This window comes from Halogeometricum rufum (genome assembly GCF_900112175.1).
Taxonomy (GTDB): Archaea; Halobacteriota; Halobacteria; order Halobacteriales; family Haloferacaceae; genus Halogeometricum; species Halogeometricum rufum.
Genome location: NZ_FOYT01000005.1, coordinates 1 through 25,185, shown reverse-complemented (window position 1 = coordinate 25,185; position 25,185 = coordinate 1). Strand labels below are relative to the sequence as shown.

Genomic DNA, 25,185 nt, shown 5'->3' with positions numbered 1-25,185 from the left:
CTCCGGACTCGGACGTGGACGGGGACGCCGACCGGCGACGCTCCGCCGCTACTGGGACTCGGCCAGTCGCTCGATGCGTTCGAGCGAGTCGGCGTCGGCGGGCGTCTTGTCCTCGCGGACGGCGACGAACCGGGGGAAGCGGAGCGCGTACCCCGAGGAGTACGTCGGCGAGCGCTGAATCTCCTCGTAGCCCACCTCGAAGACGACGGCGGGGTTCAACTCGACCGTCTGTCCGTCCTCGCTGACGATTTCGGGCTCCAGCAGGGCCGACAGGTCCGCCAACTCCTCGTCGGTGATGCCGGTGGCGACGTTCCCGATGGTGGCGTAGTCGTCGCCGTCGCGGGCCGACAGCAGGAACGTGCCGAGGTGGTTGGCGCGGCGGCCCTCGCCCCACTCGGCGCCCGTCACCACGAGGTCCACCGTCTCCACGTCGGGCTTGCGCTTCAGCCAGTTCTTCCCGCGGTCCCCCGGCGAGTAGGTGGAGTCGGGGTTCTTCAGCATGACTCCCTCGTGGCCGGCGTCGAGCGACGCCTCCTCGAACGCGGCTATCTCTCCCTCGTCGTCGGAGACGAGGAGGCCGGAGACGGCCGATTCGGGGACCAACTCCGACAGGCGGGCGTGCCGTTCGGTCACGGGCGCGTCGAGCAAGTCCTCGCCGCCGGCGTGCAGGCAGTCGAACGCGCGGAGTTCGACGCGGACCTCCTCGCGCATCCGGTCGACGTCGTGCTTCCGGCGGAACCGGCGCAGCACCTCCTGAAACGGCAACGGCTCCCCGTCGTCGTCGACGGCGACCACCTCGCCGTCGAGGATGGCCGGCGCGTCGACGTGGTCCGCGACGAACTCCACGACTTCGGGGAGGGCGTCGGTCACGTCGTCCATGTTGCGGGAGAACAGCGACACGTCGGCGGCGGCCCCCTCTTCCTCGTCACCGCTCGCGACGTGGACCTGCACGCGCGCGCCGTCGAACTTGCGTTCGACCGCCGCCTCGTCCCACGCCTCGAGAGCGTCCGTCACCGTCCCGGCCTGCGCCAGCATCGCCTGCACGGGTCGGCCGACTTCGAGGCGGACGGCTTCGAGGCCGTCGCGGCCCTCCTCGCGGGCGACTCGCGCGACCATGCCGTAGTCGTTCGACACCTGCAGGGCGCGTTCGACGGCGGCGAGTTCGTCGGCCGTCGCGTGCGTGGTTGCTCTGTCGCTCACCGACTCCTCCGCCGCGGTGTCTGTCCCGTCACCGCTCGCGCCGTCTTCCGCGTCGTCGTCGGCGTCTCCGCCGGTCGCGATGTCGTCTTCGTCGCCCTCGTCGTCGTCAACCTCGGGGCCCGCGAGGAACGCCTCGGCGACGGCGTCGCGGACGGTACCCTCGCCGACGCCGATGCGCATCTCCCCGAGGACGAGGCGGGCGAGGTACTTCGCCTCCTCCGGGCTCGCGCGGTTGAACAGGCCGAACAGCGTGTTGAGTTTCCGGTCCTCGCTGCCGGCCCCCGAGGCGGCGGCGAGTTCGCGGAGCGTCTCGTCCACCTCGCGCACCGAGAGGCCGTCGCCGCCCCCGCCAGCGAACGCCGCCAGTCCCCGCTGGCCGCCGAAGTCGTAGCCCGCGGCGACGGCGCCGATTTCGCCCGCGTCGGCGAGTCGGTCCTCCACGTCTCCGGCCGTGACGTTCTGCCCGGCGGCGCGCGCGATGGCCTCCCGGAGCAGTCGGGGGCCGACGTCGAGCGTCGTGGAGTCCCACGCGGGGAAGACGCGGCCCTGGACGAAGCGGACGACGACGGTCAGGTCGTCTCCGGCGTCGCAGAACAGGTCACGGACCAACGCGACGGTCGCGAGGTCCGCGGGTTCGGTCTCCATCTCCGACGCTCGGGCGGCGAACTCGGCGAACTGCATCGTCGGTCTCTGAACTCCCGGCGGAAAAAAGTCCGCCGAATCGGTCGCCGCCCGCGGTCCTCGAAGCCGTGCGACCCCTCGTTCGGGAGGGCGTGCCACGGGACGACGGAGCCGCGGGATTCAAGCCGCACGGACGCACACGGGAGGGTATGAGCGACGAGCTTGCGGACCGGGTTCGAGACGTGCTCGCCGTCGACGCCGAGGAGTACGAGGCGCAGGCGGAGGCGGACGCCGAGGTGGTCAAATCCGAGTTGGCGGCCGGCACGTTCGACAACCACCAGTCAATCGTCGGGCTGGAGTACGAGTTCTACGCCGTCGCGGACGGCCGGTGGTCCTCGGCCGACGACGACATGGCGAACGGACTGATGCGCGTCCCCCGTCGCCTCCTCGAACTCATCGGGTTCGAGAAGGAACTCGGCCTCCACAACGCCGAGATGACGACGAGTCCGCAGCCGTTGAACCCGCACGGCCTCAGGGCGCAGGAATCGGAGGTGCTCGCCCGTCTCACCGCCGCCCTCCAGTGCACCTCCTCGGAGGGGATGCGCCTCGTCAGCGACGGCCTCTGGACCGTCCCGCCGACGGGCGAGACGGCCCGGGGGTACCTCACCGACAGCATCGAGGACGACGGCATCCGCATCGCGACGAACATGAGCGACTCCGTCCGCTACCACGCGATGGCCAACGGGCAGTACGCGGCCGACGACATGGGCCTCGACGCCCCGCACGTCGAACTCGACGCCGATACGGTGATGCCCGAGTCGCTCATCACCTCCATCCAGCCGCACTATCAGGTCGCTCACGCCGCCGACCTGCCCGTCTACTTCAACTACGCGCTCCGCGTCGCCGGGCCACTCCTCGCCCTCGGCGTCAACTCGCCGTTCTTCCCGCCGGACCTCTACGACGACGCCGACCCGCGCGACATCCTCGCCGACGGCTACATGGGGAACCGCATCACCGTCTTCGAGTCCGTGTTGAACGGCAAAGACGCACAGAAGGTCCGCTTCCCCGAGGACCTCTCGGACGTGGCGGAGGCGGTGGACAGAGTCGCCACCGACCCGAGCGTCGTTCCGATGCCCGTCCCGCGCGGCGACCGGTTCGACGACTCGTTCGCCACGCTCCGGCGCAAGCACGGGACGTTCTGGCGGTGGGTTCGCCCGGTGTTCGACGGCGCGACGCGGTCGTCGGCGAACGCCCGCATCGAGTTCCGCCCCATCGCCGCACAGCCGACCGTCCGCGACTCCATCGCCTTTCAGGCGGCGTTCGCTGGCCTGATGGAGAGCCTCCCGAAGCGCCAGCACCCGGTCGTCGACCAGGACTGGGAGACGGCGAAGGAGAACTTCTACACGGCCATGCGCGACGGCTTCGACGGCGAGCAGCGGTGGATAGCCAACGACGGCCACGAGACGACGGACCCCGCCGAGGTGTACGACGACATCCTCGCGCACGCCGTCGACGGGCTGAAGTCGGCGGGGTGTTCGCAGGCGGAGGCCGACCGGTACGTCGAACCGCTCCGCGTCCGCGCGGCGTCGGGACGGACGCCCGCCGGGTGGAAGGTCGAACGCGTCGAGAGCCACCTCGACGACGGCGAGGACTTCGCCGAGGCCGTCTTCGCCATGCAACGCGAGTACATCGGGAACCAGACCGAGACGCTGCTGGAAGGTACGTTCGCGGACTGGCTGTAACTGCCGGCGCCGCCGCTTTCGGCGCGGACGCGCCGCTGGACGGCGAAGAGAACGGAGAGGAGAGGCCGCGACGCTCCGACCTACAGCAGGTCTTCGATCTCTTTGTGCTGGGTTATCTCGACGCCGTCTTCGGTCACGACGCAGATGTTGATGCCGTTACCCGAGGCCAGGTCGCGTTCGAGTGCACTCTCGACGGCGTGTGCGGCGATGCGCTTGGCTTCCTCGATGGACAGGTCGTCGCTGTACTCCTGTTCGAGGACGCCGAGGGCGTACTGGCTCCCGGAGCCCGTGACGGTGTACTCTTCTTCGAGGATGGAGCCCGCGGGGTCGATGCTGTAGATGTGCGGTCCCTCCTCGTCGACGCCGCCGAGGATGGGCTGGACGACGTAGAACGCGCCCGAGCGGAGGAAGTTACCGAGGAGCGTCGAGAGCGCCTGCATGCTCATGTCCTCGCCGCGACGGGATTCGTACAGTCGGACCTCCGCGCGAATCGAGCGGATGAGCGACTGCGCCGCCGAGACGGACCCGGCGATGGTGAGCGCGCCCGTCGGGTGAATCTCCTCGACCTTCTGGACGTCCTTCGAGGAGACCATGTAGCCGAGACTGGCGCGCATGTCGGTCGCCAGCACGACGCCGTCTTCGGTCTTCAGACCGACCGTCGTCGTCCCCGTCTTCGTCTCCTGTGCCGTCGACTCGCCCGCGCGCTGTTCGGCGTTGGGGAACTCGCCGAGTTCCGGGGCGAACACACCGGAGTGGTCGCCGTTCAGGGGGTCGAGACCGCCCGAGATGTCGTCGCTCGTGGGAGTACGCATTACCCCTTTTTGAGCCCCGGCGCTGATAAATGCCACCCTTCCCCCTGCTGTTGCCCGTTCCGCGTATAGCGGCCCCGTAGCGCCTCGGTACCGCCGAAGTGACCGTCGACGGCGCGGTCGCTCGGGGGCGTGAAAAACGGACCGCGAGGAGGCGTCAGTTCGTCCGTGCGTTCCCACCCGCGCGTTCGTACGCTGCACCCGTGGCTTCGACCGCCCGGTCGACCGGCAGGTGGAGGCCTGCCCGACGTGCGAGAAGGGCGACCGGCATGAGCAGGATGCCGAGTGCCAGGGTGAACTGGTAGAGGGCGAACGTGACTGACCGGTGCATCGCGTTGAGCATCGCGTTAGCTGAGCGGGCGAGCCGGGTGTATATATACGTTACGACCGCTCCGATTCGAATACCCCGACGCTGTCTGCCGATTAAACTGGAGTTGTTTCGGTGACAACTCGACTGGTCTCGGCGCCGCTCACGGCGTAGGAATCCGGTCCCAGTTCCCCCTCGTCTGTATAACTTATGGCGTAGATTTCCGTTCCGTACGCGGAAGAATATCATCATCTTTGATGAATAACTGTGGTTGTCACGGGGCCGGACGAACCACAAGACACGAAACCCCGTGGCGCTACTGGAGGGTATGAGCAACTATCTCGTCGCGATGGAGGCCGCGTGGCTGGTCCGCGACGTCGAGGACATCGACGACGCCATCGGTGTCGCGGTCAGCGAGGCGGGCAAGCGACTGAACGAGAAGGACAAGGAGTACGTCGAGGTGGAAGTCGGCGTCACCGGCTGTCCCGCCTGCGGCGAACCGTTCGACTCGGCGTTCATCGCCGCGGACACGGCGCTCGTCGGGCTTCTGCTCGAAATCGACGTGTTCAACGCCGACGGCGAGAAGCACGCCTCCCGCATCGCCAAGAGCGAAGTCGGCGGCGCGCTTCGCGACGTTCCGCTGTCGGTCATCGACGTCGTCGAGACGGAAGCCGACGAGGAAGACGCCGCGGCCTGACCGTCCGGAACCTTTTTCATATAACCTGCGGTTATCGTGGAGTATGGAACTCCCGACCCCGCACGACCTCCGGGAACGGCGGAAAGAACTCGACCTCACGCAGAGCACGCTCGCCGAGATGGCGGGCGTCTCCCAGCCACTCATCGCGCGAATCGAAGGCGGCGACGTGGACCCGCGCCTCTCCACCCTCCGGCGCATCGTCAACGCACTCGACGAGGCGGAGGGGAGCGTCGTCCGCGCGGACGACCTGATGAACACGAACGTCGTCAGCGTCTCGCCCGACGACTCCGTGCGCGACGCCCGCGACCGGATGCTCGAGGAGGGGTTCTCGCAACTGCCGGTCATCCGCGACGGCCGCCCCGTCGGCATCATCTCGAACGGGGACATCAGGCGTGTGCAGGACGAAGACGTGGGTGACCTCCCGGTCGCCGAAGTGATGCGCGAGGCCATCACGACGGTCGAACCCGAGGCGACCCTCGAAGAGATCGACTCCTCGCTCGACCACCACTCGGCCGTCCTCGTCGTCGGGGGCGGACAGACGGTGGGCATCATCACCGAAGCCGACGTCGCGGCCCGCCTCTGAGTTCCGCCGCCGCCTCTCTCCGTCTCTCTCGGCCTCCGCTTCCTCTGGCCCCATTGCCGCCGCCTCCTCCGCCGTCGTCTCCACCTCCTCCGCCGTCGCCGCCGCCTCGACCGACTACCGCTCTCGCACCGTCATCGGCACTTCGCCGCGCGGTTGCGTCGTCATCTGCGGGTTCAGACCCAGCTCGCCGTCGCCCGCCCACTCCAGTCGGTACCGCTTTATCACCGCCGCCATCACCGCCTTGGCCTCCATCGTCGCGAACGTCCGGCCGACGCACCGCCGCGGCCCCGCCCCGAACGGGACGTAGGCGTAGTCGTGTCGGTCGTCGCGGTCCCACCGGTCCGGGTCGAACCGGTCCGGTCTCTCGAAGAACCGGGCGTCGCGGTGGACGTTCACGACCGAGAGCAACGCCTCCGACCCCGCGGGAATCCGGTAGCCGCCCAGTTCGACGTCGCGCGTCGTCTCCCGCGGGAGCGTGTGAATCGGCGGATACAGCCGCATCGACTCCCGGAAGATCCGTTCGAGGACGGTGAGTTCCGAAAGGTGGTCCGTCCGGACGGGGTCGTCGCCGACCACCTCGTCCACCTCGCGTTCGACCCGTTCCCTGACGCCCGGATTTCGCGCGAGGAGGTACCACGCGAACGTCAGGGCGAGGGCCGTCGTCTCGTGGCCGGCGAAGATGACGCCGACCAGTTGGTCCGACACGGCGGCGTCCGACCGGGGGTAGCCTTCGCCCTCGCGCGCGTTCGCGAGGACCGACAGCAGGGAGTCGTCGTCGTGGTCCGCGCGCACGAGTCGGTCTATCTCCTCGCGCAACGTCGTCACGGCGCGGTCGAACCGCCGGCGACTCGGCGTCGGCAGCCAGTCCGGCAGCGCCCACGACGTTGGTGCGAAGCGGGCGTTCAGGTCGTCGGCGGCCCGCCGCAACGCGTCGCCGCCGCCGTCGCGGTCCAATCCGAGCAGCGTCGCCGCCAGCACGTCGAACGTGAGGCCCTTCATCTCGTCGACCATCGAGTACGTCTCGCCCGGCGTCCACGACGACGCGCGCCGGGCGGCCTGTTCGCGCATCGCGGGGACGTACTCCGCGACCCGCCGGTAGAAGAAGAACGGGTCCAGCAGGTCGCGCTGTTCGCGCCACGCGTCGCCCTCGACGGCGAGGACGCTGTCGCCGAACGCGAGGCGGAAGTCGTCCGTCTTCGCGAACGCCTCGCGGTCGGTCACGAGGGCGCGTTCGAACAGGTCGGGGTGGGCGACGATGTAGCGGTCGCTCCCCAGAATGGAGAGGCGAACCACGTCGCCGTGTTCCGCGACGGCGGCGTCGGTGAAGGAGAACGGACTCCGAGCGAAGGCCACGGTGTTGCCGAGGACGGGCAGACCATCGGGTGCGGGCGGTCTCGGGGGAGTCACGGCCCTGCGGTCAGAGTTCCAGACTCCGGACGGCGACGCCGGACCCCGACTCGACGCGGCCGACGATTCGGCCGTCCGTCGCCGCCGCCAGTTCCTCGGCGTTCTCGGGAGCGAGGGCCGCGACGAACCCGGTACCCATGTTGAACGTGCGGTGCATCTCCTCGTCGGAGACGTTGCCCGCGCGCTGGACGAACTCGAACACCGGGTGCGGGTCGAAGGCGTCCTCGACGACGTAGCGGAACGACCCCATGCGTTCGAGGTTGGTCCACCCGCCGCCGGTGACGTGGGCCGCCGCGTGCACGCCGTGTTCGCGCATCGGGTCCAGCAGGTCGGTGTAGATGCGCGTGGGTTCCAGCAACGCCTCGCCGACGGTGTCGTAGCCCTCGAACGGGCAGTCGTCGTCGTACTCGTGGTCGCGCGTCGCCGCCTCCCGGGCGAGTGTGAGCCCGTTCGAGTGGATACCCGAGGAGCGGAAGCCGACGAGTGCGTCGCCCTCCTCCGCCTCGCCGGGGAAGATGGCGTCCTTGCGCGCCAGTCCCGCGCAGGTGCCCGCCAGGTCCAGTCCCTTGATGACCTCCGGCATGACGGCCGTCTCGCCGCCGACGAGTTCGACGCCCGCCGCCTCAGCGCCCGCCGAGAGGCCCCGTCCCACCTGTTCGGCGAACCGTTCGTCGGGGGCGTCGACGGCGAGGTAGTCGACGAACGCGACGGGCCGGACGCCCGCCGCGACCAGGTCGTTGGCGTTCATCGCGATGCAGTCGATGCCGACGGTGGAGTAGTCGTCGAGTGCCTCCGCGACGATGAGTTTGGTCCCCACGCCGTCCGTCGCGAGGGCGAGGTAGCGGTCGCCGATGTCCAGGAGTCCGGCGTAGTCGCCCTCGCTCTCGCCGACGGCACCGACCAGTGCCGCCGTCGCCGCCTCGCTGGCGTCGATGTCGACGCCGGCGTCCGCGTAGGTCAGTTCCTCCTCGTCAGCCTCGTCCGCGGGGCCCTCGCCCGCGTCGTTCCCGGTCATGTCCGAAGGCGCGCGGTCGGAGGGGAAAAAGGTGCCCGTCCACCGCGCGCGAGACGCCCCGTCGCCGCGCGCCAGACCCGACCGGTGACCGAACCGGGGACGGCCCGTGGAGGGGTCTTTGGTACGCGGCTCCAACTACCCGGCTAGGCACTCTGAAACTCGCTTTCGGAACCGCGTCACGACACGGGCTGACACGATTCTGAGAAACTAACGCAAAACCGTTCGTAAACGGTCTAAGGATTTCTGAGGCGTTCGTGAAACGTCGGTGAAACGTCCGACAGTACTGTGAACGGTCCGAAAATAACGGTAAGTCTCTGTCGATTATATGTGGGGTCGACACGTAGGAATCGCTGACGGTAACCAACGATGTCAAGCGTCCCCTCCACCCTCGAAAACTCGTCCGTCCGACGTAGCATCGGCCTCGCCAACTCCGCCGCCCGCCTCACCCTCCGCTCCGCGGAGACGGTGACGTTCTGGGCGGCCATCCTGCTCCCGCTGACGTACCTCCCCCTCCTCGCCGGGGGACTCGAACAGGCGGAGATGCTCCGCTTCGCGGGCCTGCTCGCCTGTAACCTGTTCGCCCTCGTCGCGGGCCACGGCTACGGTCGAGACTGACGACGCTAACCTACCCACCACCGTCACGCGCGAACGTCGCGCCTCTCGGCGCGACAGGTCCCCCCCTCCGTCGTTCGTCCACCGCCACGCGCCGCTACTCGCCGATTCCCGCCGCTACTTACCGATTCCCGCCGCTCGCACGGCGTTTCCCACCGCTCGCGCCGCGCGTCACTCCCGCGGCGGCGTCAGATGGGCGTGAAAGAGCTTCTCGTAGTCGTCGTCGCAGACCGGACACCTCGTTGCGTCCGACGTTTCGCTTCTCGTCTCCGACTCCGAGTCCGCCGACGCCGCGTCCCGGGCACCCGTCCCCTCGCCGCCCGCGACGTCGACGACGCGCGTCCCGGCGTGGCCCAACTCGTACCCCTCGGGCACGTCGCGGACGAAGTACTCGCAGAGTCTCGTGAGGTGAAGGAGAGCGGGGCGTTCGCCTCGGCGAGTTCGCGGAGGACGTCGATGCGAATCTCGTTGCCCAGCAGTTCGAGGGGGTCCATGCCGTCTGTCGTTCGACGGCCCGTGGCGGCGTCTCTCGCGGGAGGACTATCACTCTGCCGTCGACCGTCGGGCGAACGAAACCCAGCGGTGACCCGTCAGAACAGGCCGCCGCCGAAGACGAACAGACCGAGCGTCAACAGCACCGAGGGGACGAACACGGCGACGAACACCGTCTTGCTCCACGAGACGACGGTGTTGCCGTCGAGCGCGCCGAACGGCAGCATGTTGAACGCGGCGAGGAACACGTTGATGGTGACGCCGCGGGAGCCGACGAGGCCGACGAACTCCGACCCGCCGAGGACGCCGACGAGGAGGACGGGGAGGAACAACGCCGCGAGGAGGAGGTTGGTGACGGGGCCCGCCAGCGCGATGAGTCCGTGTTCGCGGTCGGTGAGCATGCCCCGGTGGTAGACGGCTCCCGGCGCGGCGAAGATGAAGCCGGCGAGCGAACTCATCACGGCGAGAAACAGCATGCCGTAGTCCGCGCGGAACTCCGCCACCTGGCCGAAGCGGACGGCGACCACCTTGTGCGCGAGTTCGTGCAGGAGAAAGCCGATGCCGGCGGTGAGGAGGCTGACGAGGAACGGACCGACCAGTCCGCCGCCGACGACGTTGGCGATGGCGCGCATGCCGCCGCCGGCGAAGAAGATGGCGAAGGCGAGACCGAGGGCGACCCACGCGACGGCGAGGTCACGGAGTTCACTGGAGCTGAAACTGAGCGAGGTGTTCGTACTCATGTGTTCGCGTCGCCGACCGTTCGGTCGGCGGCGGGATGGGCCTTGCGGGTTCGGCCGTCCTCGCCGGTGCGCGGGGACGCCGTCAGACGAGGCCGACGAGGATGTCCCAGCCGTTGCGCGCGCCCTCGAACATCAGGTCGATGATGCCCGACGGACCGCCCAGGTCGAGGGCGAAGAGCGGGAGCACGTAGCCGATGAACAGCGCCGAGGCGACGATACTGCCGATGTTCGTCGCCGCGACGACCATGATGAGTCGGAACAGGGGGACGTCGAACATGTCGCCGACGAGTTCGCCGAGGGGCGTCTCCTCGTCGGCCAGCAGTTCGTTGAGGCGGTTGATGTCGCCGACGTTGACCGGACGGTACTGCAGTTCCATGTAGCCCGTGAACCACCCGGGAGCGAGGAACGGGTTGATGGAGGTCATCCACGCGACGGCGCCGCCGACCAGGGCCGAGGGCCACCGCGCGCCCGCCGCCTTCGCCAGTCCGGCCGCGAACGCACCGTTGACGAGGAACCACGCGCCGAACAGGCGGAGGAGCGTGTCGTTACCGGCCGTCGAGAGCGCCAACAGGCCGAAGAACGCGACGACGGCGACGGAGATGCCCGTGCCGACTATCTTCGCCCACGGGAGGCCGCCGGAGGGCGTCCCCGTCAGCGACTCCATCGGCGGCAACTCCTGTGGGTTGGCGAGGTAGCGCTCGATGCCCTCGCGGTGGCCCGCGCCCACGACGGCGACGACGTGCAGGCCGGACTGCCGGAGTCCGACCAGTCGGTGCGCGATGTACGCGTCGCGTTCGTCGATGAGGGCCTGCGCGCCGCCGGGGGAGAACTCGCGGAACTCCTCCATCATCGCGCTGACCACGTCCGTGTCGGTCATCGCGCTGATGTCCATCTCGTCCATCTCCTCGACGTCCTCGTCGGGACCCATGCCGAACGCCGTCGCGAGCGTCGCGGCGAGGCCGGCGAGCAACAGACCGACGCCGATGCCGAGGGAGAGACTGCCGACGACGCGGACGGCGAACGGGCTCAGTCGGTCGACGACGGGGGCGGCGACGCCGAGTCCGACGCCGCCGACCATCCCGGCGGCGACGCCGACGCCGAGGGCGAGGAACAGGCGGTCCTCCGTGTCGAGGAGCGACGCGGACCCGACCCAGAGGACGGCCGCGACGGCGGCGAAGACGAGTGCGCCGCCGGTGACGCGGGCGAGGAGGGGGAGGCCGACGCCGACCGACCCACCGAACAGGCCGACCACCGGGCCGACCAGCAGTCCGACGAGGAGGCCGAGGACGACGCCGACGCCGCGACTGTCGCCGAGTCCGAACGCGAGGCCGCCGACCATCTGTAGCTTCTCGACGAACGACATCCGCGACCAGAAGCGCCGCATCGTCTCGTTGATGTCGCGGTCCACGAGGGCCACGTCGATGCCGAACTCCTCGGCCGTCTCGACGGCCGCGAGCATGTCGGCGCCCGGTTGCACGTCGAACTTCTCGCCGAGTTGCGCCTGCACGTACGACAGCATCCAGTAGGCGATGAACTGGAAGACGGTGTTGCCGCGGAGCAGGTCTCCGGGTTCGAGGTCGTCGGGCGTGCCGCCCTTCATCTGGCGGTACCGTCCCTCGTCGAGTTCGACGGCGACCACGTCCGGGCGTTCCTCCGCGACGACGGCTTCGACTTCGCGGACGCTGTCCTCGGAGACGTGGGCCGTCCCGACGACGCGGACGCGACCCTCGCCGGCCGCTTCCTGACTCATTACCTTCGATTTCCGCCCACGCTTTTTACCGTTGTCGGAGCATCTCGGGGTATGACCAGTATCTCGTTCGACGCCGACACGCCGACGCGAGCGCACGAGACGGCCATCGCGTGTCTCAGAGACTCCGTCGCGGCCGTCTTACCCGACCGCGTCGTCAGAGACGCCGTCGCCGTCGAGGGCGACGAACTCCGCGTCGCGGACGCGACGTACGACCTCGGGCGGTTCGACCGCGTCCTCGTCGTCGGCGGGGGGAAGGCCGGCGACGGCGTGGCCGACGCCCTCGAAGCGGTCCTCGGCGACCGAATCGACGGCGGCGTCGTGGTCACGCCCGCCCCCGGCCGCGGGGAGCGAATCGACCGCCTGCCGGGCGCACACCCCGTCCCCTCCGAGGCGGGCGTCGAGAGCGCCTCGCGAATCGTGGAACTCCTCGCGGAGACGGACGACCGGACGCTCGTCCTCGCCGTCGTCACCGGGGGAGCCAGCGCGGTGATTCCGACGCCCGCCGACGGAATCTCGCTGTCTGACCTCCAGGCGACGACGGACGCCCTCCTCCGTTCCGGCGCGCACATCGGCGAACTGAACGCGGTCAGAAAGCACCTCTCGACGCTCAAGGGCGGCGGTCTGGCCCGTCTCGCCGCGCCCGCGACGGTGGTCGGACTCGTCTTCAGCGACGTGGTGGGCAACGACCTCGGCGTCGTCGCGTCGGGTCCGACCGCGCCCGACGACACCACCTTCGACGACGCCCTGTCGGTGCTGGCCCGCTACGACCTCGACGTGCCCGAGAGCGTTCGCGACAGGCTCGAACGCGGCGCTCGCGGCGCGGTCGACGAGACGCCGAAGTCGGACGACCCGGCGTTCGACCGGGTGACGAACCACGTCCTCGCCGACGCGCACGCCGCGCTCTCGGCGGCGCGCGAGACCGCGCGGGACCGCGGCTACGAGCCGACGATACTCTCCTCGCGGGTCCGCGGCGAGGCGCGCGAGGCGGCGAAGACGCACGTCGCCGTCGCCGAGGAGGTGGCGGCCACCGGCGACCCCCTCGACGCGCCGGCCGTCGTCCTCACCGGCGGCGAGTGCACGGTCACCGTCGACGGCGACGGCGAGGGCGGGCCGAACCTCGAGTACTGTCTGTCGGCCGCGCGCGAACTCGGGACCGACGCGGTCGTCGCCGCTATCGACAGCGACGGCGAGGACGGCGGGACGGCGGTGGCGGGCGCCGTCGTGGACGCGGCGACGGTCGAGACTCGGTCCGACGAGAGCGAGGCGGCGGCGGCCCTCGCCGACAACGACGCGCTCCCGTTCCTCCGGGAACGGGGCCGTCTGGTACAGACCGGCCCGACGGGCACGAACGTGAACGACCTGCGCGTGGCCGTCGTGGACGCCCCGGCGGACGACGACGTCTGAGTCGCCGTCTCTCGTCGTCCTACCTTTATACCGTTCGCTCCCGTCCGTCACGGTATGAGTTCTGCAGACAGAGTCACCGTCGCAGACGTGATGTCGACGCCGCTGGAAACCATCGCTCCGGACGCGACCGTGATGGAGGCCGCGCGGCGGATGCGTGAGAAGGAGATCAACGCGCTCGTCGTTCAGACCTCTCCGCGGGCGATAATCAGCAGCACGGACGTACTCGACGCCGTCGCCGAGGGCGAGGACGTGTCGACGCTGCAGGTGTCGGACGTGATGACGACGGACGTGGAGACGGCGTCGCCGGACCTCTACATGGAGGAGGTGGCCGCGATGATGACCACGTACGGCATCAAACACCTCCCGGTCGTGGACGACGACTACGTGGGGATGGTCTCTTCTACCGACGTCGCCACGTTCCTCTCGTAGCGGTCCGGCCCCGGTCGCGGCCGTCGAAATCACCGTTCGTCGGGGATTCGGCTCCGTCCCCGAACGAACAACAAGTTTGTATCCCGTGACGGCGTAGCCCGGCGCATGGCACGCCTCCTGCCCTCCACGTCGTCGGCCGAGGGAGACGCCTCCCCCCGCGTCATCGGTCTCGACGACGACGCGGCAGACGACCTGCTGTCGGCCCTCTCCTCGGCGACGGCGCGGCGCATCCTCGCGGCCCTCCACGAGGACCCCGCGAACGCGGCCGCCCTCGCCGACGCCGTCGACACCTCCCTGCAGAACGTCCAGTACCACCTCGGCCGCCTCGAAGACGCCGGCGCCGTCGAGGTGGTCGACACCGTCTACTCCGAGAAGGGTCGCGAGATGAAGGTGTACGCGCCCTCGGACAGACCGCTGGTCGTCGTCGCGGCCGACCGCGAGGGGACGACCGGCGTGATGAGTGCGCTCCGTCGCCTCCTCGGAGCAGTCGGCGTCGTCGCCGTCGCCAGCCTCCTCGTCCAGTGGCTGGTCGCCGGGTTCCCGTTCGTCGGACAGACCGGCGGCGCGACCGAGTCCGCGGACGCGACGACGATGGAGGCCGCGCGCGTCGCCGACGACGCCGCCACCGCCGCGGGTCTGCCGCCCGGACTCCTCTTCTTCCTCGGCGGCCTCTCGGTCCTCCTCGTCTGGTCGGTCGTCTGGTACCTCCGGCGCGACTGAGGCGGACCGCTCCGGCGTGGCCTAGCTATTCATACCTCGCCGACCAACCGTGCCACATGAACCACCGGGCAGAGGTGAAAGGAATCGGCGTGGGCGTCGACGCCGAGGGCGGGAGCGTTCCGGCGGTCATCCTCGAAGTCCGCGAGGAGTTCCTCCCCATCGTCATCACCTCCGACCAAGCGCAGGCCATCCAACTCGCCCTCTCCGGCGAACCGTTCGAACGACCGTTGACCCACGACCTGCTGGTGGACATGATAACGGAGTTCGGCGGCGCCATCGACGGCATCCGCATCGACGACTTGGCCGAGGGGACGTTCTTCGCGAAGATAGACGCCGAACGCTACGACGACGGCGAACCGAAGAAGTTCGTCTTCGACGCCCGCCCCAGCGACGCCGTCGCCCTCGCGGTCCGCGTGGACTGCCCCATCGTCGTCTCCGACGAGGTGTTGGACGAGGCCGGCCAACCGCCGGAACGCTTCGACCTCGGGGAACCCTCCGACGGCCCCGACGACGCGGAGTTCTGAGAGACGGCCGACGGTCGCCCGCCCACTCGCTCCGCCGCGTCGTCGACGCCGTGTCGCCGACGTCGCGGGGCGCCGCTTTTACCCTCGCCCGCCCAACCGGGAGACATGGCACTCGACGCCGAACCCCCGACGCCGCCGGAACTCAGCCCGTCCGTCGACCCGAACGAGTACGACGACGCCGACGTGGTCGGCGACGACAACGACTACCGACGCGACGAACTCGGCGCGTTCCTCCGGGAGGGGGCGTGGGCCGAGGCGTTCGCGGAGTGGGCCGCCGAGACGCAGGTGACGGCCGGCGAGTGGGCCATCGTCACGGACCTCGGCCTCGGGTCGGACTTCGACTTCTTCTGGGACGACTTCGCCGGACGCGTCGGCTACCACGCGCCGGGCCTCCCGCAGGACTGGAAGGAACGGGAGGTCCACCCCGACCTCGCCTCGTGGAAGCAGGTTTCGAGCATCAACGCCGGCCTGACGGAGTTGGGACAGACGGTGTGCGACGTGCTGAAAGACGACTACATCGACTGGGAGTCCGAGTACGAGGCGCCCGACGACCTGCCGGACTTCTGAGAGGCCACCGTCTCTGTCGCCGAGTACGTCACCTACGCTTCGAGCGACGAGTCTGCCGTGCGACCGTTGAGGCGGCGAATGTCGGAGAACGCGCGGCCGAGCGAGGCACACGAGAAACTAAGTGTCGGTGAGTCAATAGCTATGCGGGATGTCGAACGAGTCATCGAGGCGACTGGTGGACAGACGAAGCGTTCTCAAAGGCGTCGGGCTGAGTGGGCTGACCGTCGCTGGTCTGGGTGGAACGGCGAGTGCGCGTCCGGGACGCGGTGGTGGGCCGCCGGGAACCAAGGGATGCGATGTCGTCGTCCCTGACGACGAACCGACGGTTCAGGCGGGCGTCGACGCCGCCAGTACCGGCGACACGGTGTGCGTGAGGGGGAGCGGAGGCCCCTACGTCGAACAGGTGGTCGTCGACACGAGTCTCCACCTGCGTGGGGTAGACGACCCGACGATTCGCGCCCCGTCGTCGCCGGCGGCGTTCGCGGTTCCCGAGAGCGGAAACGAGTGGGAACCGGTGGTGTTCGCGTACGGTGGAACCGAGAGCGGTGGTGTGGTGACCGGTTCCGACGCGGTGACCGTCACCGTCTCCGGACTCGAAATCGACGGCGACGACAGGCAACCCGACGACCGTTCCGTCGGCGTGTTGGTCCGGAACGTCTCGGGTAGCGTCTCGGACACCACCGTCCGGAACATGGGTGTCGGGGGTAAGGAGACGTTCGGCGTTATCGCCTACGGCGATTCCAGCGTGACGGTTCGAGGGAACGAGGTGCGCGAGTACGAACGGACGGGCATCGGGGCGAACGGGGACAGTGGTACCCACCCCGCACCGACGGTGGACGTGGTCGGAAACACCGTCGAAGCGGGCGGTGGGGTCGGCGAGGCGTGGGGCCCGAACGGGATTCAAATCGGGTTCGGTGCGGACGGGACGGTTCGGGACAACCTCGTCGCCGACAACCGGTACGGTGACAGCTACGATTCGGCCACGTCGGCGGGGGTCCTCGTCTTCGCCTCCTCGGGGGTCGCGGTACGCGGGAACGACGTGCGCAACAGCGACATCGGGGTGGCGAGTGCGGCCGCGGAGAACAACCGGTTCGTGCGGAACCGCGTCGACGAGGCGATCGTCGGGGCGTACCTCGCCAGCGTGAACAACAACAAACTCGTGAACAACGAACTCCGTGACGAGAACTCGGACCTGGGTGCGGTCGGCGTCCTGAACGTCGGCGAGAACAACAAGCTGATATCGAACACGATAGCGGGGTTCGACACCGATATCCAAGACGTCGGTTCCGACTCGAAGGTTCACGCGAACCGTCCGTAGCGCACCGAGCAAGACCGAGTACGAGGCGGCCGACGACACGTCGGCGTTCGAAGAGCCGGACCGGACCCGCAGTTATTTATCGACAGAACGACAGCTGACGACGTGAAGCGCAGAGCCCTCCTCGCGGCGTCCGCCGCCTCGCTCACCGGCCTCACCGGTTGTCTCGGGACCGTCCGGCGACGGGTGAGCGGTCGTATCGACATGGACCACGCGACGACGGTGTTCCACCCCGCAGACGAACCGTGGTTCGTCGGCGGCCTCTCCGCGGCGTCGCGGGGAACCGCCCACACCGAACTGTTCACCGAGTCGCCCGCGGACGTGGACGACCTGTTCACCGACCACTACCCGAAGCGAGAGCAGTCGATGGACAACGACGTGCGGAACGACGACTACTCGAACGGCTTCCTCCTCCTGTTCGAGGCGAAGATGCCCGTCGAGGAGGCGTACAGCGTCCAGCCGACGATACTGCACGGCGAACTCGCCTGGACCGGGTGGGACACCGTCTCTGTTCCGACGGTCCGGTCGCCGCGCGACCCCGAGTCGCTGTCGTTCGACGACGACGTGGAAGCGGTCATCGCCACGACGCTGACGCGGTACGAGGCGGAGGCCACGCCGTCGACGGCGGTGGTGACCGTCTACGACGAGGAGACGGGCGACCGAATCGGACGGCACACGGCGACGCCGCGACGCCGGTCGTAGGTCGGCGGGGTCCGGTGGAACGCGGGCGGGTGCGGGTGGAGGCCGGCCCTCGGGGTCCGGCCGCAGGTCGACAGGGGTCGGTTGCGCGTCGGTCGGTCGGTCGCCCGTCGACCCGTTCGCACGGTTCCACGGACTTGATATACGTTCCCGAATTGTCCTCCTGTATGGACGACCTAAGCGACCAGTACACGCCGGCGGACCTGGAGTCCGCGGTCGGCGACTACTGGGACGAGGAGAACGCCTACGAGGCGACGAAGGAGGCGCACGCGGACGACCCGGCCTTCTTCTTCGTCGACGGGCCGCCGTACACGTCGGGTCAGATGCACCTCGGAACGGCGTGGAACAAGACGCTGAAAGACGCCATCGTCCGCTACAAGCGGATGACCGGCCACCGGGTCACGGACCGGCCGGGCTACGACATGCACGGCCTCCCCATCGAGGTCAAAGTCGAGGAGGAACTCGGCTTCGAGACCAAGCGGGACATCGAGGAGTACGGCATGGAGTCGTTCATCGAGGAGTGCAAGTCGTTCGCCGAACGCAACCGCGAGGCGATGGACGAGGACTTCCAGTCCATCGGCGTCTGGATGGACTGGGACGACCCGTACAAGACGCTCTCGCCCGAGTACATGGAGGCCGCCTGGTGGGCGTTCCAGCAGGTCGCAGAGCGCGGACTCGTCGAACAGGGCAAGCGCTCGGTCAACTACTGCCCGCGGTGTCAGACCGCCATCGCCGCGAACGAAGTCGAGTACGACGAGATAGAGTCCCCGTCCATCTACGTGAAGTTCCCCCTGCAAGGCAGGGAGGGGAGCCTCGTCATCTGGACGACGACGCCGTGGACCATCCCCGCCAACACGTTCGTCGCCGTCGACGGCGAGATGACCTATCAGGCCGTCCGCGCGGAGAAGGGCGGCGAGAGCGAGGTGCTGTACGTCGCCGAACCCTGCGTCGAGGACGTGCTGAAGAAGGGCCGCTACGAGGACTACGAAGTCGTCGAGGAACTGTCCGGCGACGAGATGGTCGGCTGGGAGTACGACCACCCACTCGCGGACCGCCTGACCGAGTTCGCCGACTTCGAGGGCGCCGGCGAGGTGTACACCGCCGACTACGTCGAGGCCGACCGGACCGGACTGGTCCACTCCGCGCCCGGCCACGGGCAGGAGGACTTCGCCCGCGGGCAGGAACTCGGACTCGACGTGTTCGTCCCCGTGAACGGTCGCGGCGAGTTCACAGAGCAGGCCGGCGACTACGCCGGGACGTTCGTCCGCGACGCCAACCCCGAGATAGTCGAGGACCTCGACGCCGACGGCCACCTCCTGCACTCGGGCGAACACCGCCACCGCTACGGGCACTGCTGGCGGTGCGACACGGACATCATCTTCCTCGCCACCGACCAGTGGTTCATCACCGTCACCGACGTGAAGGAGGAACTCCTCGACAACATCGCCGACTCCGAGTGGCACCCGCAGTGGGCGCGCGACAACCGCTTCCGCGACTTCGTCGCCGACGCCCCCGACTGGAACATCTCCCGGCAGCGCTACTGGGGCATTCCGCTGCCCATCTGGCAGTCCGACGACGGCGACTTCCTCGTCGTCGGCACGCGCGAGGAGTTGGCCGAACGCGCCGACCAGGACGTCGACCCCGAGGAACTGGACCTGCACCGCCCCTCGGTGGACCCCCTCACCATCACCGAGGACGGCACCACCTACGAACGCGTCCCGGACGTGTTCGACGTCTGGATAGACTCCTCGGTGGCGACGTGGGGCACGCTCGACTACCCCAGCGAGACGGCCGCGTTCGAGGAACTGTGGCCCGCCGACCTCATCGTGGAGGCGCACGACCAGACCCGCGGGTGGTTCTGGTCACAACTCGGCATGGGAACCGCCGCGCTCGGCGAGATCCCGTACAAGGAGGTCCTCATGCACGGGTTCGCCAACGACGAGAACGGCCGGAAGATGTCGAAGTCGCTGGGCAACATCGTCACGCCGGAGGAGGCCATCGACCGCGCGGGGCGGGACCCCCTGCGCGCGTACCTCCTGAGCCACGACCAACAGGGCGTCGACCTCTCGTTCGAGTGGGACGGCCTCGACGACACCCAGTCGGACCTGAACATCTTCTGGAACGTGTTCAGGTTCCCCCTGCCGTACATGGAACTGGACGGCTACGACCCGTCGAACCCGGACCTCGACGCGGGCGAACTCACCGTCGTGGACGAGTGGGTGCTGTCGCGCCTGCAGACTGTGAAGGCCGAGGTGGCCGCGGCGTGGGACGACTACGAGGTGTCCGACGCGCTCAACGCCGTCATCGACTTCGTGACGGGCGACGTCTCGCGCTTCTACGTGAAGGCCATCCGCGAACGGATGTGGGAGGAGGAGGACTCCGCGTCCAAACGCGGCGCGTACGCGACGCTGGCGACGGTCCTGAACGAGACGGTGCGACTCGTCGCGCCGTTCACGCCGTACGTCGCCGAACGGATGTACCAGCACCTCGACGGGAGCGAGACCACCGTCCACGCCCTCGACTACCCGACGGTGGACGAGTCGTGGCGCGACGAGGAACTCGAACGCAACATGGCGGTCCTGCGGAACGTCGAGGAGGCGGCCGCCAACGCCCGCCAGCAGGGCGAACGTAAGCTTCGATGGCCCGTCCAGCGCGTCGTCGTCGCCAGCGAGGACGACGAGGTGGCCGAGGCCGTCGAGGCGTTGTCCGACCTCCTCGCCGACCGGGTGAACGCCCGGTCCGTCGAGGTGGTCGAGACGTTCGACGAACTCGTCGAGTACGCCGACCCGCAGATGGGCGTCATCGGCCCCGCCTTCGGCGGGGACGCCCAGAAGGTGATGCAGGCGGTGAAGGGAGCCTCCCGCGAGGCGGTCGAATCCGGCGTCGAGGTGGACGGCGAGGCGGTCGAACTCACCGACGAGATGGTCGAGTACCGCGCCGAACCGCCCGAGAACGTCTACGCGGCCGAGTTCGACGCGACCGACGGCACCGACGGCGGCGTCGTCTACGTCGACACCTCTCTCACCGAGGAGATAGAGGCCGAGGGCTACGCCCGCGACGTCATCCGCCGCATCCAGGAGATGCGCAAGCGCCTGGACCTCGACGTCGAGGAGGAGATAGCGGTCAGCCTCGACGTGCAGGACGACCGGGTGGCCGACCTGGTGAATCGGCACGACAGCCTCGTCGCCGAGGAGGTCCGCGCGACCACCCTCGACGCGGCGGGCGAGGACGCCGACCTGACCGAGGAGTGGGACGTCGAGGGCGTCACCATCGTCATCGGCGTCACGCGAACGGAGTAGCCCCGACGGCCGGCGATTTTCGCCCGACGTGACCCCGGTTCGTTCAGGTGAACCACAGCTAACACTTTTGACGGAATCGGCCGTCTATCATTTTGGACCATGAAGAAACTGGTAAACGACCCATCGGACTACGTGGACGAGATGCTGGAGGGAATGGTGGCGGCGTATCCCGACAGAGTCCGTCGACTCGACGGCACCAAGGTTCTCGTTCGGTCGGATGCGCCGGTCGACGGCAAGGTGGGCGTCGTCTCCGGAGGCGGGAGCGGACACGAACCGACACACGCCGGCTACATCGGCGACGGGATGCTGGACGGCGCGGCGGCGGGCGAGGTGTTCACCTCACCGACGGCCGACGAACTGAACGAGATGGTACGGGCCTGCGACGCCGGCGAGGGGGTCCTCTGCGTCGTGAAGAACTACGAGGGCGACGTGATGAACTTCGACACGGCCGCCGAGATGGCCGAGATGGAGGACGTCGAGGTGGCGCAGGTGGTCGTCAACGACGACGTGGCCGTCGAGGACTCGCTGTACACCTCGGGCCGCCGCGGCGTCTGCGGCACCATCCTCGTCCACAAGGCCGTCGGCGCGAAGGCGGCCGACGGCGGGTCGCTGGAGGAGGTGCAGGCGGTCGGCGAGAAGGTCATCGACAACGTGCGGACGATGGGGATGGCGCTCACCTCCTGCATCACGCCCGAGAAGGGCGAGGAGACGTTCGACCTCGGCGAGGACGAGATAGAACTCGGCATCGGCATCCACGGCGAACCCGGAACGGAGCGAACCGAGATGATGACCGCCGACGAGGTGGCCGAACACCTCACCGAGAACGTCCTCGCGGACCTCGACCCCGACGACGGCGACGACGTCGTCTCCATCGTCAACGGCATGGGCGGGACGCCGCTGTCGGAACTGTTCATCGTGAACCGGAAGGTGCAGGAGATACTCGACGACCGCGGCCTGGAGACGTGGGACGCGTGGGTCGGCGACTACATGACCTCGCTGGACATGATGGGCTGCTCCGTCACGGTCTGTCGCGTGGACGACGAACTGAAGGAACTGCTCGGCGCCGCGGTCGACACCCCCGCGCTGAAGCGGTGAGGTAGCCGCCGACGGCCGCGAGCGGACCTTGACACCACCCGTTTTTCTCGCCGTAGTTTCAAGCCAACAGCCGCCGTGTGTGTCGGTATGGCCGACGAATCCGTCCAGCGTGAGGCACTCATCACAGCCATCGAGAACGTGGCGGCGCGCATCGAAGACGAGAAGTCGCATCTGACCGACCTCGACTCGGCTATCGGCGACGCCGACCACGGGAACAACATGTACCGCGGGTTCAGCGCCGTCGCCGAGAAGACCGACGAGTTCGAGGAGATGTCGCCCGCCGAGGTGGTGAAGACGGTGGGGACCACCATCATCGGCAACGTCGGCGGCGCGGCGGGCCCCCTCTACGGCGGGTCGCTCATGACCGCGAGTCAGGAACTGGAGGGAGGAATCACGACGGAGACGTCCGTCGCGTTCGCCGAGGCGTACCTCGACAAGGTGCAGGACAGGGGTGACGCGCCGATCGGCGCGAAGACCATGGTGGACGCACTGGTGCCCGCGGTCCACACGTACAAGAAGTCCATCGAACACGACGACCTGCCGCCGTTGACGGCGTTCGCCAAGGCCGTCGAGGGGGCCAGACGCGGCGTCGCGTTCACCGTCCCGATAAAGGCGACGAAGGGGCGCGCCTCGTTCCTCGGGTGGCGGTCGGTCGGCCACCAGGACCCCGGCGCGACCAGCACGCTGTTCATCATGGAGGAGATTCTGGCGACGGCCGAGGAGTATCTGGAGGGCGAGACGGACGTGGCGCCGGCGGCCGAGTCGGTCCCGGACGAGGACCCCGAGGAGGCCCAATGATCGGGCTGGTCGTCGTCTCGCACAGCGACAAGGCGGCCGAGGGCATCTGCGACATCGCCGCGCAGATGGGCGGCGGGAACGCGCGAATCGAGGCCGCGGGCGGCGACGGCGACGGCGGCGTCGGCACCAACGCCAACCGAATCGAGGAGGCCCTCGAGGCGGCGGACGACGGCGACGGCGTCGTCGTCCTCGTGGACCTCGGGAGCGCCGTCATGAACACCGAACTCGCCATGGAGATGACGGACACGGAGGCGGTCATCGCCGACGCCCCCATCCTCGAAGGAGCGCTCGAAGCCGCCGTCGAGTCCACCTCCTCGAAGGCGACGCTCGACTCCGTGGTCGAGTCGGCCGAGGGCGCACGCGAGTACCGCAAGCTGAACTGAACTGAACCGACCCGAACCGGCGGTTTCCGGGACCGCCGCTACGCTACGGCGTGAGTCGGCGGAAAAGTGGAGGGGTTGCCGTCGCCTCGCGCGTCAGAATCCCAGCGTCGGGACGTACGACGCACCCGGGAAGACGCCCGCGATGTAGAGCACCGCGATGAGGAACGACCCGAAGACGATGGCGGCCGCCGGCGGGTCCCAGTGGGTGTCGCTGTGCGCGTAGAAGATGCGCTGGAACAACTCGCCGAACAGGCCGGCAACCGTCCCGAGGATGCCGCCGGCGACGAGTGCGACGAGGAGCGACCCGTCGGCACCGCCCACCGACGCGAGCGCACCGGCGCTCCCGATGATGGTCATGTGGTGGGTGACGGGGATGCGCTCGACGCCGAGGTTGAGGAACAGCAGCGACGCCGCGCTGATACCGAACGCGAGGAACGCGCTGCCGGTCGCCATCGCGATGTACGCCCCGAGGAGGCCGGCGACGAGGCTGACCGCGGCGACGTTACCCCACTTGTACTGGTGGGGGAGCCACGGTTCGACCGCGAGGCGGTTACCCGTCGCCGTCCCACCGTCGGACCGTGGTTCCGACGAGGAACCGTCAGCCTCGCTCGCGGTTCCCCCGTCCGTCGCGGCGTCGCCCGCCGTCGCGTCACTCGTCGCGCTCTCTCCCATCACGCGCATCTCCTCGCGTTCGAACGGCGACATGTCGAGCAGGCCGTCGCCGCGCACCTCGCCGATTATCGGGTAGCCGAAGGCGACGCGGTGCGCGAGGGCCGACAGCGTGACGCCCATCGCGATGGGATCCCACGGGAGCGCGAACGTGGAGGACGCGACGGTCAGCCAGTAGCCGAGGATGCCGAACACCCCGCCGACGGCGAGGACGTCCGGCTTCGTCCCGAGGGCGAACGTGATGTCCTTGGCGTTGTGGTAGTCGAAGCCCGACTGCATGTAGCCACGTTTCGCCGCGTACGCCGTCGCGGCGGCGCCGCCGGCGAAACTGATGGCCGGGGAGAACGGCGCGCCGAACGCGACGGAACCGGTGATCGAACCGGCGTCGACGTTGGCGACGACGGCCGCTTCTCCGGCGATGACCATGAAGCCGGTGAAGATGAACGCCGGGAGGGCGCCGAGCGCAGCGCCGAACGCGCCGCCGGCGAAGGCGGCGATGAGCAACTCGACGGCCCACAGGTCGGCCAGCGGCATCAGTCACCACCCTCCTGTGCCCAGTCCAGCGAACGTTCCACCGCCTCCTGCCACCGCCCGTACCGCTTCTCGACGTTCTCGGCGTCGTCCTCGGGGGGGAACTCGCGGTCGACCTGCCAGTTGTCGCGGAGTTCGTCGACGGTCTCCCAGTAGCCGACGGCCAGACCGGCGGCGTAGGCGGAACCGAGCGCCGTCGTCTCGTCGACGACGGGCCGGACGATGTCGGTGCCGACGATGTTGGCCTGGAGTTGGCAGAGGAAGTTGTTCTTCACCGCGCCGCCGTCGACGCGGAGCGTCGAGAGGTCGATGCCGGAGTCCTCCTCCATCGCCTCGGCGACGTCGCGGGTCTGGAACGCGATGGACTCTAAGGTCGCCCGGACGAGGTGCTCGCGTTCGGTCCCGCGGGTCATGCCGACGATGGTGCCGCGGGCGCGCTGATTCCAGTGCGGCGCGCCGAGTCCGGTGAACGCGGGGACGAAGTAGACGCCGTCCGTCGAGTCGACCGACCGGGCCATCGCCTCCGTGTCCGCCGCGTCCTCGATGAGGTCGACCTCTTCGAGCCACTCGATTGCGGCGCCGGTGATGAAGATGGCGCCTTCGAGAGCGTACTGGACGGGTTCGCCCGAGCGCTGGAACCCCACCGTCGTCAGCAGCCCGTGTTCGCTCGTGACCGCTTCGCCGCCGGTGTTCATGAGCATGAACGAGCCGGTGCCGTAGGTGTTCTTGGCGTCGCCGGCGTCGAAGCAGGTCTGGCCGAAGAGGGCGGCCTGCTGG

25 protein-coding genes are annotated in these 25,185 nt (G+C 68.8%); 15 read left to right on the top strand and 10 right to left on the bottom strand.

Annotated elements, in window-relative coordinates; genetic code table 11:
• Positions 1 to 48: 48 nt before the first annotated feature.
• Positions 49 to 1,881 (bottom strand): ATP-dependent DNA ligase LigA, encoded by a 1,833-nt coding sequence (gene ligA / locus BM310_RS18290; protein WP_089810507.1) that lies wholly within the window; start codon positions 1,879 to 1,881, stop codon positions 49 to 51.
• A 149-nt stretch (positions 1,882 to 2,030) separates the two neighbouring features.
• On the opposite strand from ligA, the gene BM310_RS18285 reads away from it, so the two are divergent.
• Positions 2,031 to 3,563: a hypothetical protein gene (locus BM310_RS18285; RefSeq protein WP_089810505.1), complete on the top strand. Its 1,533-nt coding sequence runs from the start codon at positions 2,031 to 2,033 to the stop codon at positions 3,561 to 3,563.
• Between the two features lie 80 nt (positions 3,564 to 3,643).
• Here the strand turns inward: BM310_RS18285 and psmB are convergent, their stop codons facing one another.
• Positions 3,644 to 4,375, bottom strand: a complete 732-nt coding sequence (gene psmB / locus BM310_RS18280; protein WP_089810503.1) for an archaeal proteasome endopeptidase complex subunit beta — start codon at positions 4,373 to 4,375, stop codon at positions 3,644 to 3,646.
• A 154-nt stretch (positions 4,376 to 4,529) separates the two neighbouring features.
• The gene (locus tag BM310_RS18275) at positions 4,530 to 4,715 is read right to left on the bottom strand and encodes a hypothetical protein (protein WP_089810501.1); all 186 of its coding nucleotides are present in this window, start codon (positions 4,713 to 4,715) and stop codon (positions 4,530 to 4,532) included.
• 292 nt (positions 4,716 to 5,007) lie between these two features.
• Between BM310_RS18275 and BM310_RS18270 the strand changes: the two genes are divergently transcribed.
• The gene (locus BM310_RS18270) at positions 5,008 to 5,376 is read left to right on the top strand and encodes a DUF555 domain-containing protein (protein WP_089810499.1); all 369 of its coding nucleotides are present in this window, start codon (positions 5,008 to 5,010) and stop codon (positions 5,374 to 5,376) included.
• A 43-nt stretch (positions 5,377 to 5,419) separates the two neighbouring features.
• The gene (locus BM310_RS18265) at positions 5,420 to 5,959 is read left to right on the top strand and encodes a CBS domain-containing protein (protein ID WP_089810496.1); all 540 of its coding nucleotides are present in this window, start codon (positions 5,420 to 5,422) and stop codon (positions 5,957 to 5,959) included.
• Positions 5,960 to 6,073: 114 nt separating this feature from the next.
• On the opposite strand, the gene BM310_RS18260 is transcribed toward BM310_RS18265, so the two are convergent.
• Both BM310_RS18260 and purM read right to left on the bottom strand, forming a co-directional pair.
• Positions 6,074 to 7,366 (bottom strand): cytochrome P450, encoded by a 1,293-nt coding sequence (locus BM310_RS18260; protein WP_089810494.1) that lies wholly within the window; start codon positions 7,364 to 7,366, stop codon positions 6,074 to 6,076.
• 10 nt (positions 7,367 to 7,376) lie between these two features.
• A complete protein-coding gene (purM, locus tag BM310_RS18255) occupies positions 7,377 to 8,381 on the bottom strand; it encodes a phosphoribosylformylglycinamidine cyclo-ligase (RefSeq protein WP_089810492.1) in 1,005 nt (334 codons plus the stop codon).
• A gap of 366 nt (positions 8,382 to 8,747) precedes the next feature.
• Here purM and BM310_RS18250 point away from each other — a divergent pair, with 366 nt between their 5' ends.
• Positions 8,748 to 8,996 (top strand): hypothetical protein, encoded by a 249-nt coding sequence (locus BM310_RS18250; RefSeq protein ID WP_089810491.1) that lies wholly within the window; start codon positions 8,748 to 8,750, stop codon positions 8,994 to 8,996.
• A 168-nt stretch (positions 8,997 to 9,164) separates the two neighbouring features.
• Here BM310_RS18250 and BM310_RS21665 read toward each other — a convergent pair whose 3' ends face one another.
• The 3 genes from BM310_RS21665 to BM310_RS18235 form a co-directional block, all read right to left on the bottom strand.
• A complete protein-coding gene (locus BM310_RS21665; RefSeq protein WP_218156497.1) occupies positions 9,165 to 9,368 on the bottom strand; it encodes a hypothetical protein in 204 nt (67 codons plus the stop codon).
• Between the two features lie 215 nt (positions 9,369 to 9,583).
• Positions 9,584 to 10,225, bottom strand: a complete 642-nt coding sequence (locus BM310_RS18240; protein ID WP_089810489.1) for a zinc metalloprotease — start codon at positions 10,223 to 10,225, stop codon at positions 9,584 to 9,586.
• A gap of 82 nt (positions 10,226 to 10,307) precedes the next feature.
• On the bottom strand, positions 10,308 to 11,975 hold the full coding sequence (locus tag BM310_RS18235) for a TraB/GumN family protein (protein ID WP_089810487.1): 1,668 nt from the start codon (positions 11,973 to 11,975) through the stop codon (positions 10,308 to 10,310).
• A gap of 51 nt (positions 11,976 to 12,026) precedes the next feature.
• Here BM310_RS18235 and BM310_RS18230 point away from each other — a divergent pair, with 51 nt between their 5' ends.
• The 11 genes from BM310_RS18230 to dhaM all read left to right on the top strand — a co-directional run bounded on the left by BM310_RS18230 (position 12,027) and on the right by dhaM (position 23,208).
• A complete protein-coding gene (locus tag BM310_RS18230; RefSeq protein WP_089810485.1) occupies positions 12,027 to 13,379 on the top strand; it encodes a glycerate kinase type-2 family protein in 1,353 nt (450 codons plus the stop codon).
• Between the two features lie 54 nt (positions 13,380 to 13,433).
• Entirely contained in the window at positions 13,434 to 13,808 is a 375-nt protein-coding gene (locus tag BM310_RS18225; RefSeq protein WP_089810483.1) for a CBS domain-containing protein, read from the top strand.
• Positions 13,809 to 13,913: 105 nt separating this feature from the next.
• Positions 13,914 to 14,528 carry an ArsR/SmtB family transcription factor gene (locus BM310_RS18220; RefSeq protein ID WP_089810481.1) on the top strand — a complete coding sequence of 205 codons (615 nt, stop codon included), beginning with the start codon at positions 13,914 to 13,916 and terminating at the stop codon, positions 14,526 to 14,528.
• Positions 14,529 to 14,584: 56 nt separating this feature from the next.
• Entirely contained in the window at positions 14,585 to 15,052 is a 468-nt protein-coding gene (locus BM310_RS18215) for a bifunctional nuclease family protein (protein ID WP_089810479.1), read from the top strand.
• A 105-nt stretch (positions 15,053 to 15,157) separates the two neighbouring features.
• Positions 15,158 to 15,619, top strand: coding sequence for a hypothetical protein (locus tag BM310_RS18210; RefSeq protein WP_089810477.1), 462 nt, complete (start codon positions 15,158 to 15,160; stop codon positions 15,617 to 15,619).
• A gap of 175 nt (positions 15,620 to 15,794) precedes the next feature.
• Complete coding sequence (locus tag BM310_RS18205; RefSeq protein ID WP_177232698.1) at positions 15,795 to 16,937, top strand: right-handed parallel beta-helix repeat-containing protein; 1,143 nt, start codon at positions 15,795 to 15,797, stop codon at positions 16,935 to 16,937.
• Positions 16,938 to 17,039: 102 nt separating this feature from the next.
• Positions 17,040 to 17,636 carry a hypothetical protein gene (locus BM310_RS18200; protein WP_089810473.1) on the top strand — a complete coding sequence of 199 codons (597 nt, stop codon included), beginning with the start codon at positions 17,040 to 17,042 and terminating at the stop codon, positions 17,634 to 17,636.
• 164 nt (positions 17,637 to 17,800) lie between these two features.
• Positions 17,801 to 20,932, top strand: coding sequence for an isoleucine--tRNA ligase (gene ileS, locus BM310_RS18195; RefSeq protein ID WP_089810471.1), 3,132 nt, complete (start codon positions 17,801 to 17,803; stop codon positions 20,930 to 20,932).
• Positions 20,933 to 21,031: 99 nt separating this feature from the next.
• The gene (gene dhaK / locus BM310_RS18190) at positions 21,032 to 22,027 is read left to right on the top strand and encodes a dihydroxyacetone kinase subunit DhaK (RefSeq protein ID WP_089810469.1); all 996 of its coding nucleotides are present in this window, start codon (positions 21,032 to 21,034) and stop codon (positions 22,025 to 22,027) included.
• 87 nt (positions 22,028 to 22,114) lie between these two features.
• Positions 22,115 to 22,825 (top strand): dihydroxyacetone kinase subunit DhaL, encoded by a 711-nt coding sequence (gene dhaL, locus BM310_RS18185; protein WP_089810466.1) that lies wholly within the window; start codon positions 22,115 to 22,117, stop codon positions 22,823 to 22,825.
• Entirely contained in the window at positions 22,822 to 23,208 is a 387-nt protein-coding gene (gene dhaM, locus BM310_RS18180) for a dihydroxyacetone kinase phosphoryl donor subunit DhaM (protein WP_089810464.1), read from the top strand. Before dhaL ends, dhaM begins: the two co-directional genes overlap by 4 nt.
• Positions 23,209 to 23,301: 93 nt before the next feature.
• Here the strand turns inward: dhaM and BM310_RS18175 are convergent, their stop codons facing one another.
• A complete protein-coding gene (locus BM310_RS18175) occupies positions 23,302 to 24,411 on the bottom strand; it encodes a hypothetical protein (protein WP_089810463.1) in 1,110 nt (369 codons plus the stop codon).
• The coding region (locus BM310_RS18170) for an FGGY family carbohydrate kinase (RefSeq protein WP_245778545.1) at positions 24,411 to 25,185 on the bottom strand (775 nt) is incomplete at its 5' end. The genes BM310_RS18175 and BM310_RS18170, both read right to left, overlap by 1 nt.

Coding starts and splice junctions, on each gene's coding strand:
- ligA (WP_089810507.1), bottom strand. CDS start 1,881: ATGCAGTTCGCCGAGTTCGCCGCCCGAGCGTCGGAGATGGAGACCGAA.
- BM310_RS18285 (WP_089810505.1), top strand. CDS start 2,031: ATGAGCGACGAGCTTGCGGACCGGGTTCGAGACGTGCTCGCCGTCGAC.
- psmB (WP_089810503.1), bottom strand. CDS start 4,375: ATGCGTACTCCCACGAGCGACGACATCTCGGGCGGTCTCGACCCCCTG.
- BM310_RS18275 (WP_089810501.1), bottom strand. CDS start 4,715: ATGCTCAACGCGATGCACCGGTCAGTCACGTTCGCCCTCTACCAGTTC.
- BM310_RS18270 (WP_089810499.1), top strand. CDS start 5,008: ATGAGCAACTATCTCGTCGCGATGGAGGCCGCGTGGCTGGTCCGCGAC.
- BM310_RS18265 (WP_089810496.1), top strand. CDS start 5,420: ATGGAACTCCCGACCCCGCACGACCTCCGGGAACGGCGGAAAGAACTC.
- purM (WP_089810492.1), bottom strand. CDS start 8,381: ATGACCGGGAACGACGCGGGCGAGGGCCCCGCGGACGAGGCTGACGAG.
- BM310_RS18250 (WP_089810491.1), top strand. CDS start 8,748: ATGTCAAGCGTCCCCTCCACCCTCGAAAACTCGTCCGTCCGACGTAGC.
- BM310_RS18240 (WP_089810489.1), bottom strand. CDS start 10,225: ATGAGTACGAACACCTCGCTCAGTTTCAGCTCCAGTGAACTCCGTGAC.
- BM310_RS18235 (WP_089810487.1), bottom strand. CDS start 11,975: ATGAGTCAGGAAGCGGCCGGCGAGGGTCGCGTCCGCGTCGTCGGGACG.
- BM310_RS18230 (WP_089810485.1), top strand. CDS start 12,027: ATGACCAGTATCTCGTTCGACGCCGACACGCCGACGCGAGCGCACGAG.
- BM310_RS18225 (WP_089810483.1), top strand. CDS start 13,434: ATGAGTTCTGCAGACAGAGTCACCGTCGCAGACGTGATGTCGACGCCG.
- BM310_RS18220 (WP_089810481.1), top strand. CDS start 13,914: ATGGCACGCCTCCTGCCCTCCACGTCGTCGGCCGAGGGAGACGCCTCC.
- BM310_RS18215 (WP_089810479.1), top strand. CDS start 14,585: ATGAACCACCGGGCAGAGGTGAAAGGAATCGGCGTGGGCGTCGACGCC.
- BM310_RS18210 (WP_089810477.1), top strand. CDS start 15,158: ATGGCACTCGACGCCGAACCCCCGACGCCGCCGGAACTCAGCCCGTCC.
- ileS (WP_089810471.1), top strand. CDS start 17,801: ATGGACGACCTAAGCGACCAGTACACGCCGGCGGACCTGGAGTCCGCG.
- dhaK (WP_089810469.1), top strand. CDS start 21,032: ATGAAGAAACTGGTAAACGACCCATCGGACTACGTGGACGAGATGCTG.
- dhaL (WP_089810466.1), top strand. CDS start 22,115: ATGGCCGACGAATCCGTCCAGCGTGAGGCACTCATCACAGCCATCGAG.
- dhaM (WP_089810464.1), top strand. CDS start 22,822: ATGATCGGGCTGGTCGTCGTCTCGCACAGCGACAAGGCGGCCGAGGGC.
- BM310_RS18175 (WP_089810463.1), bottom strand. CDS start 24,411: ATGCCGCTGGCCGACCTGTGGGCCGTCGAGTTGCTCATCGCCGCCTTC.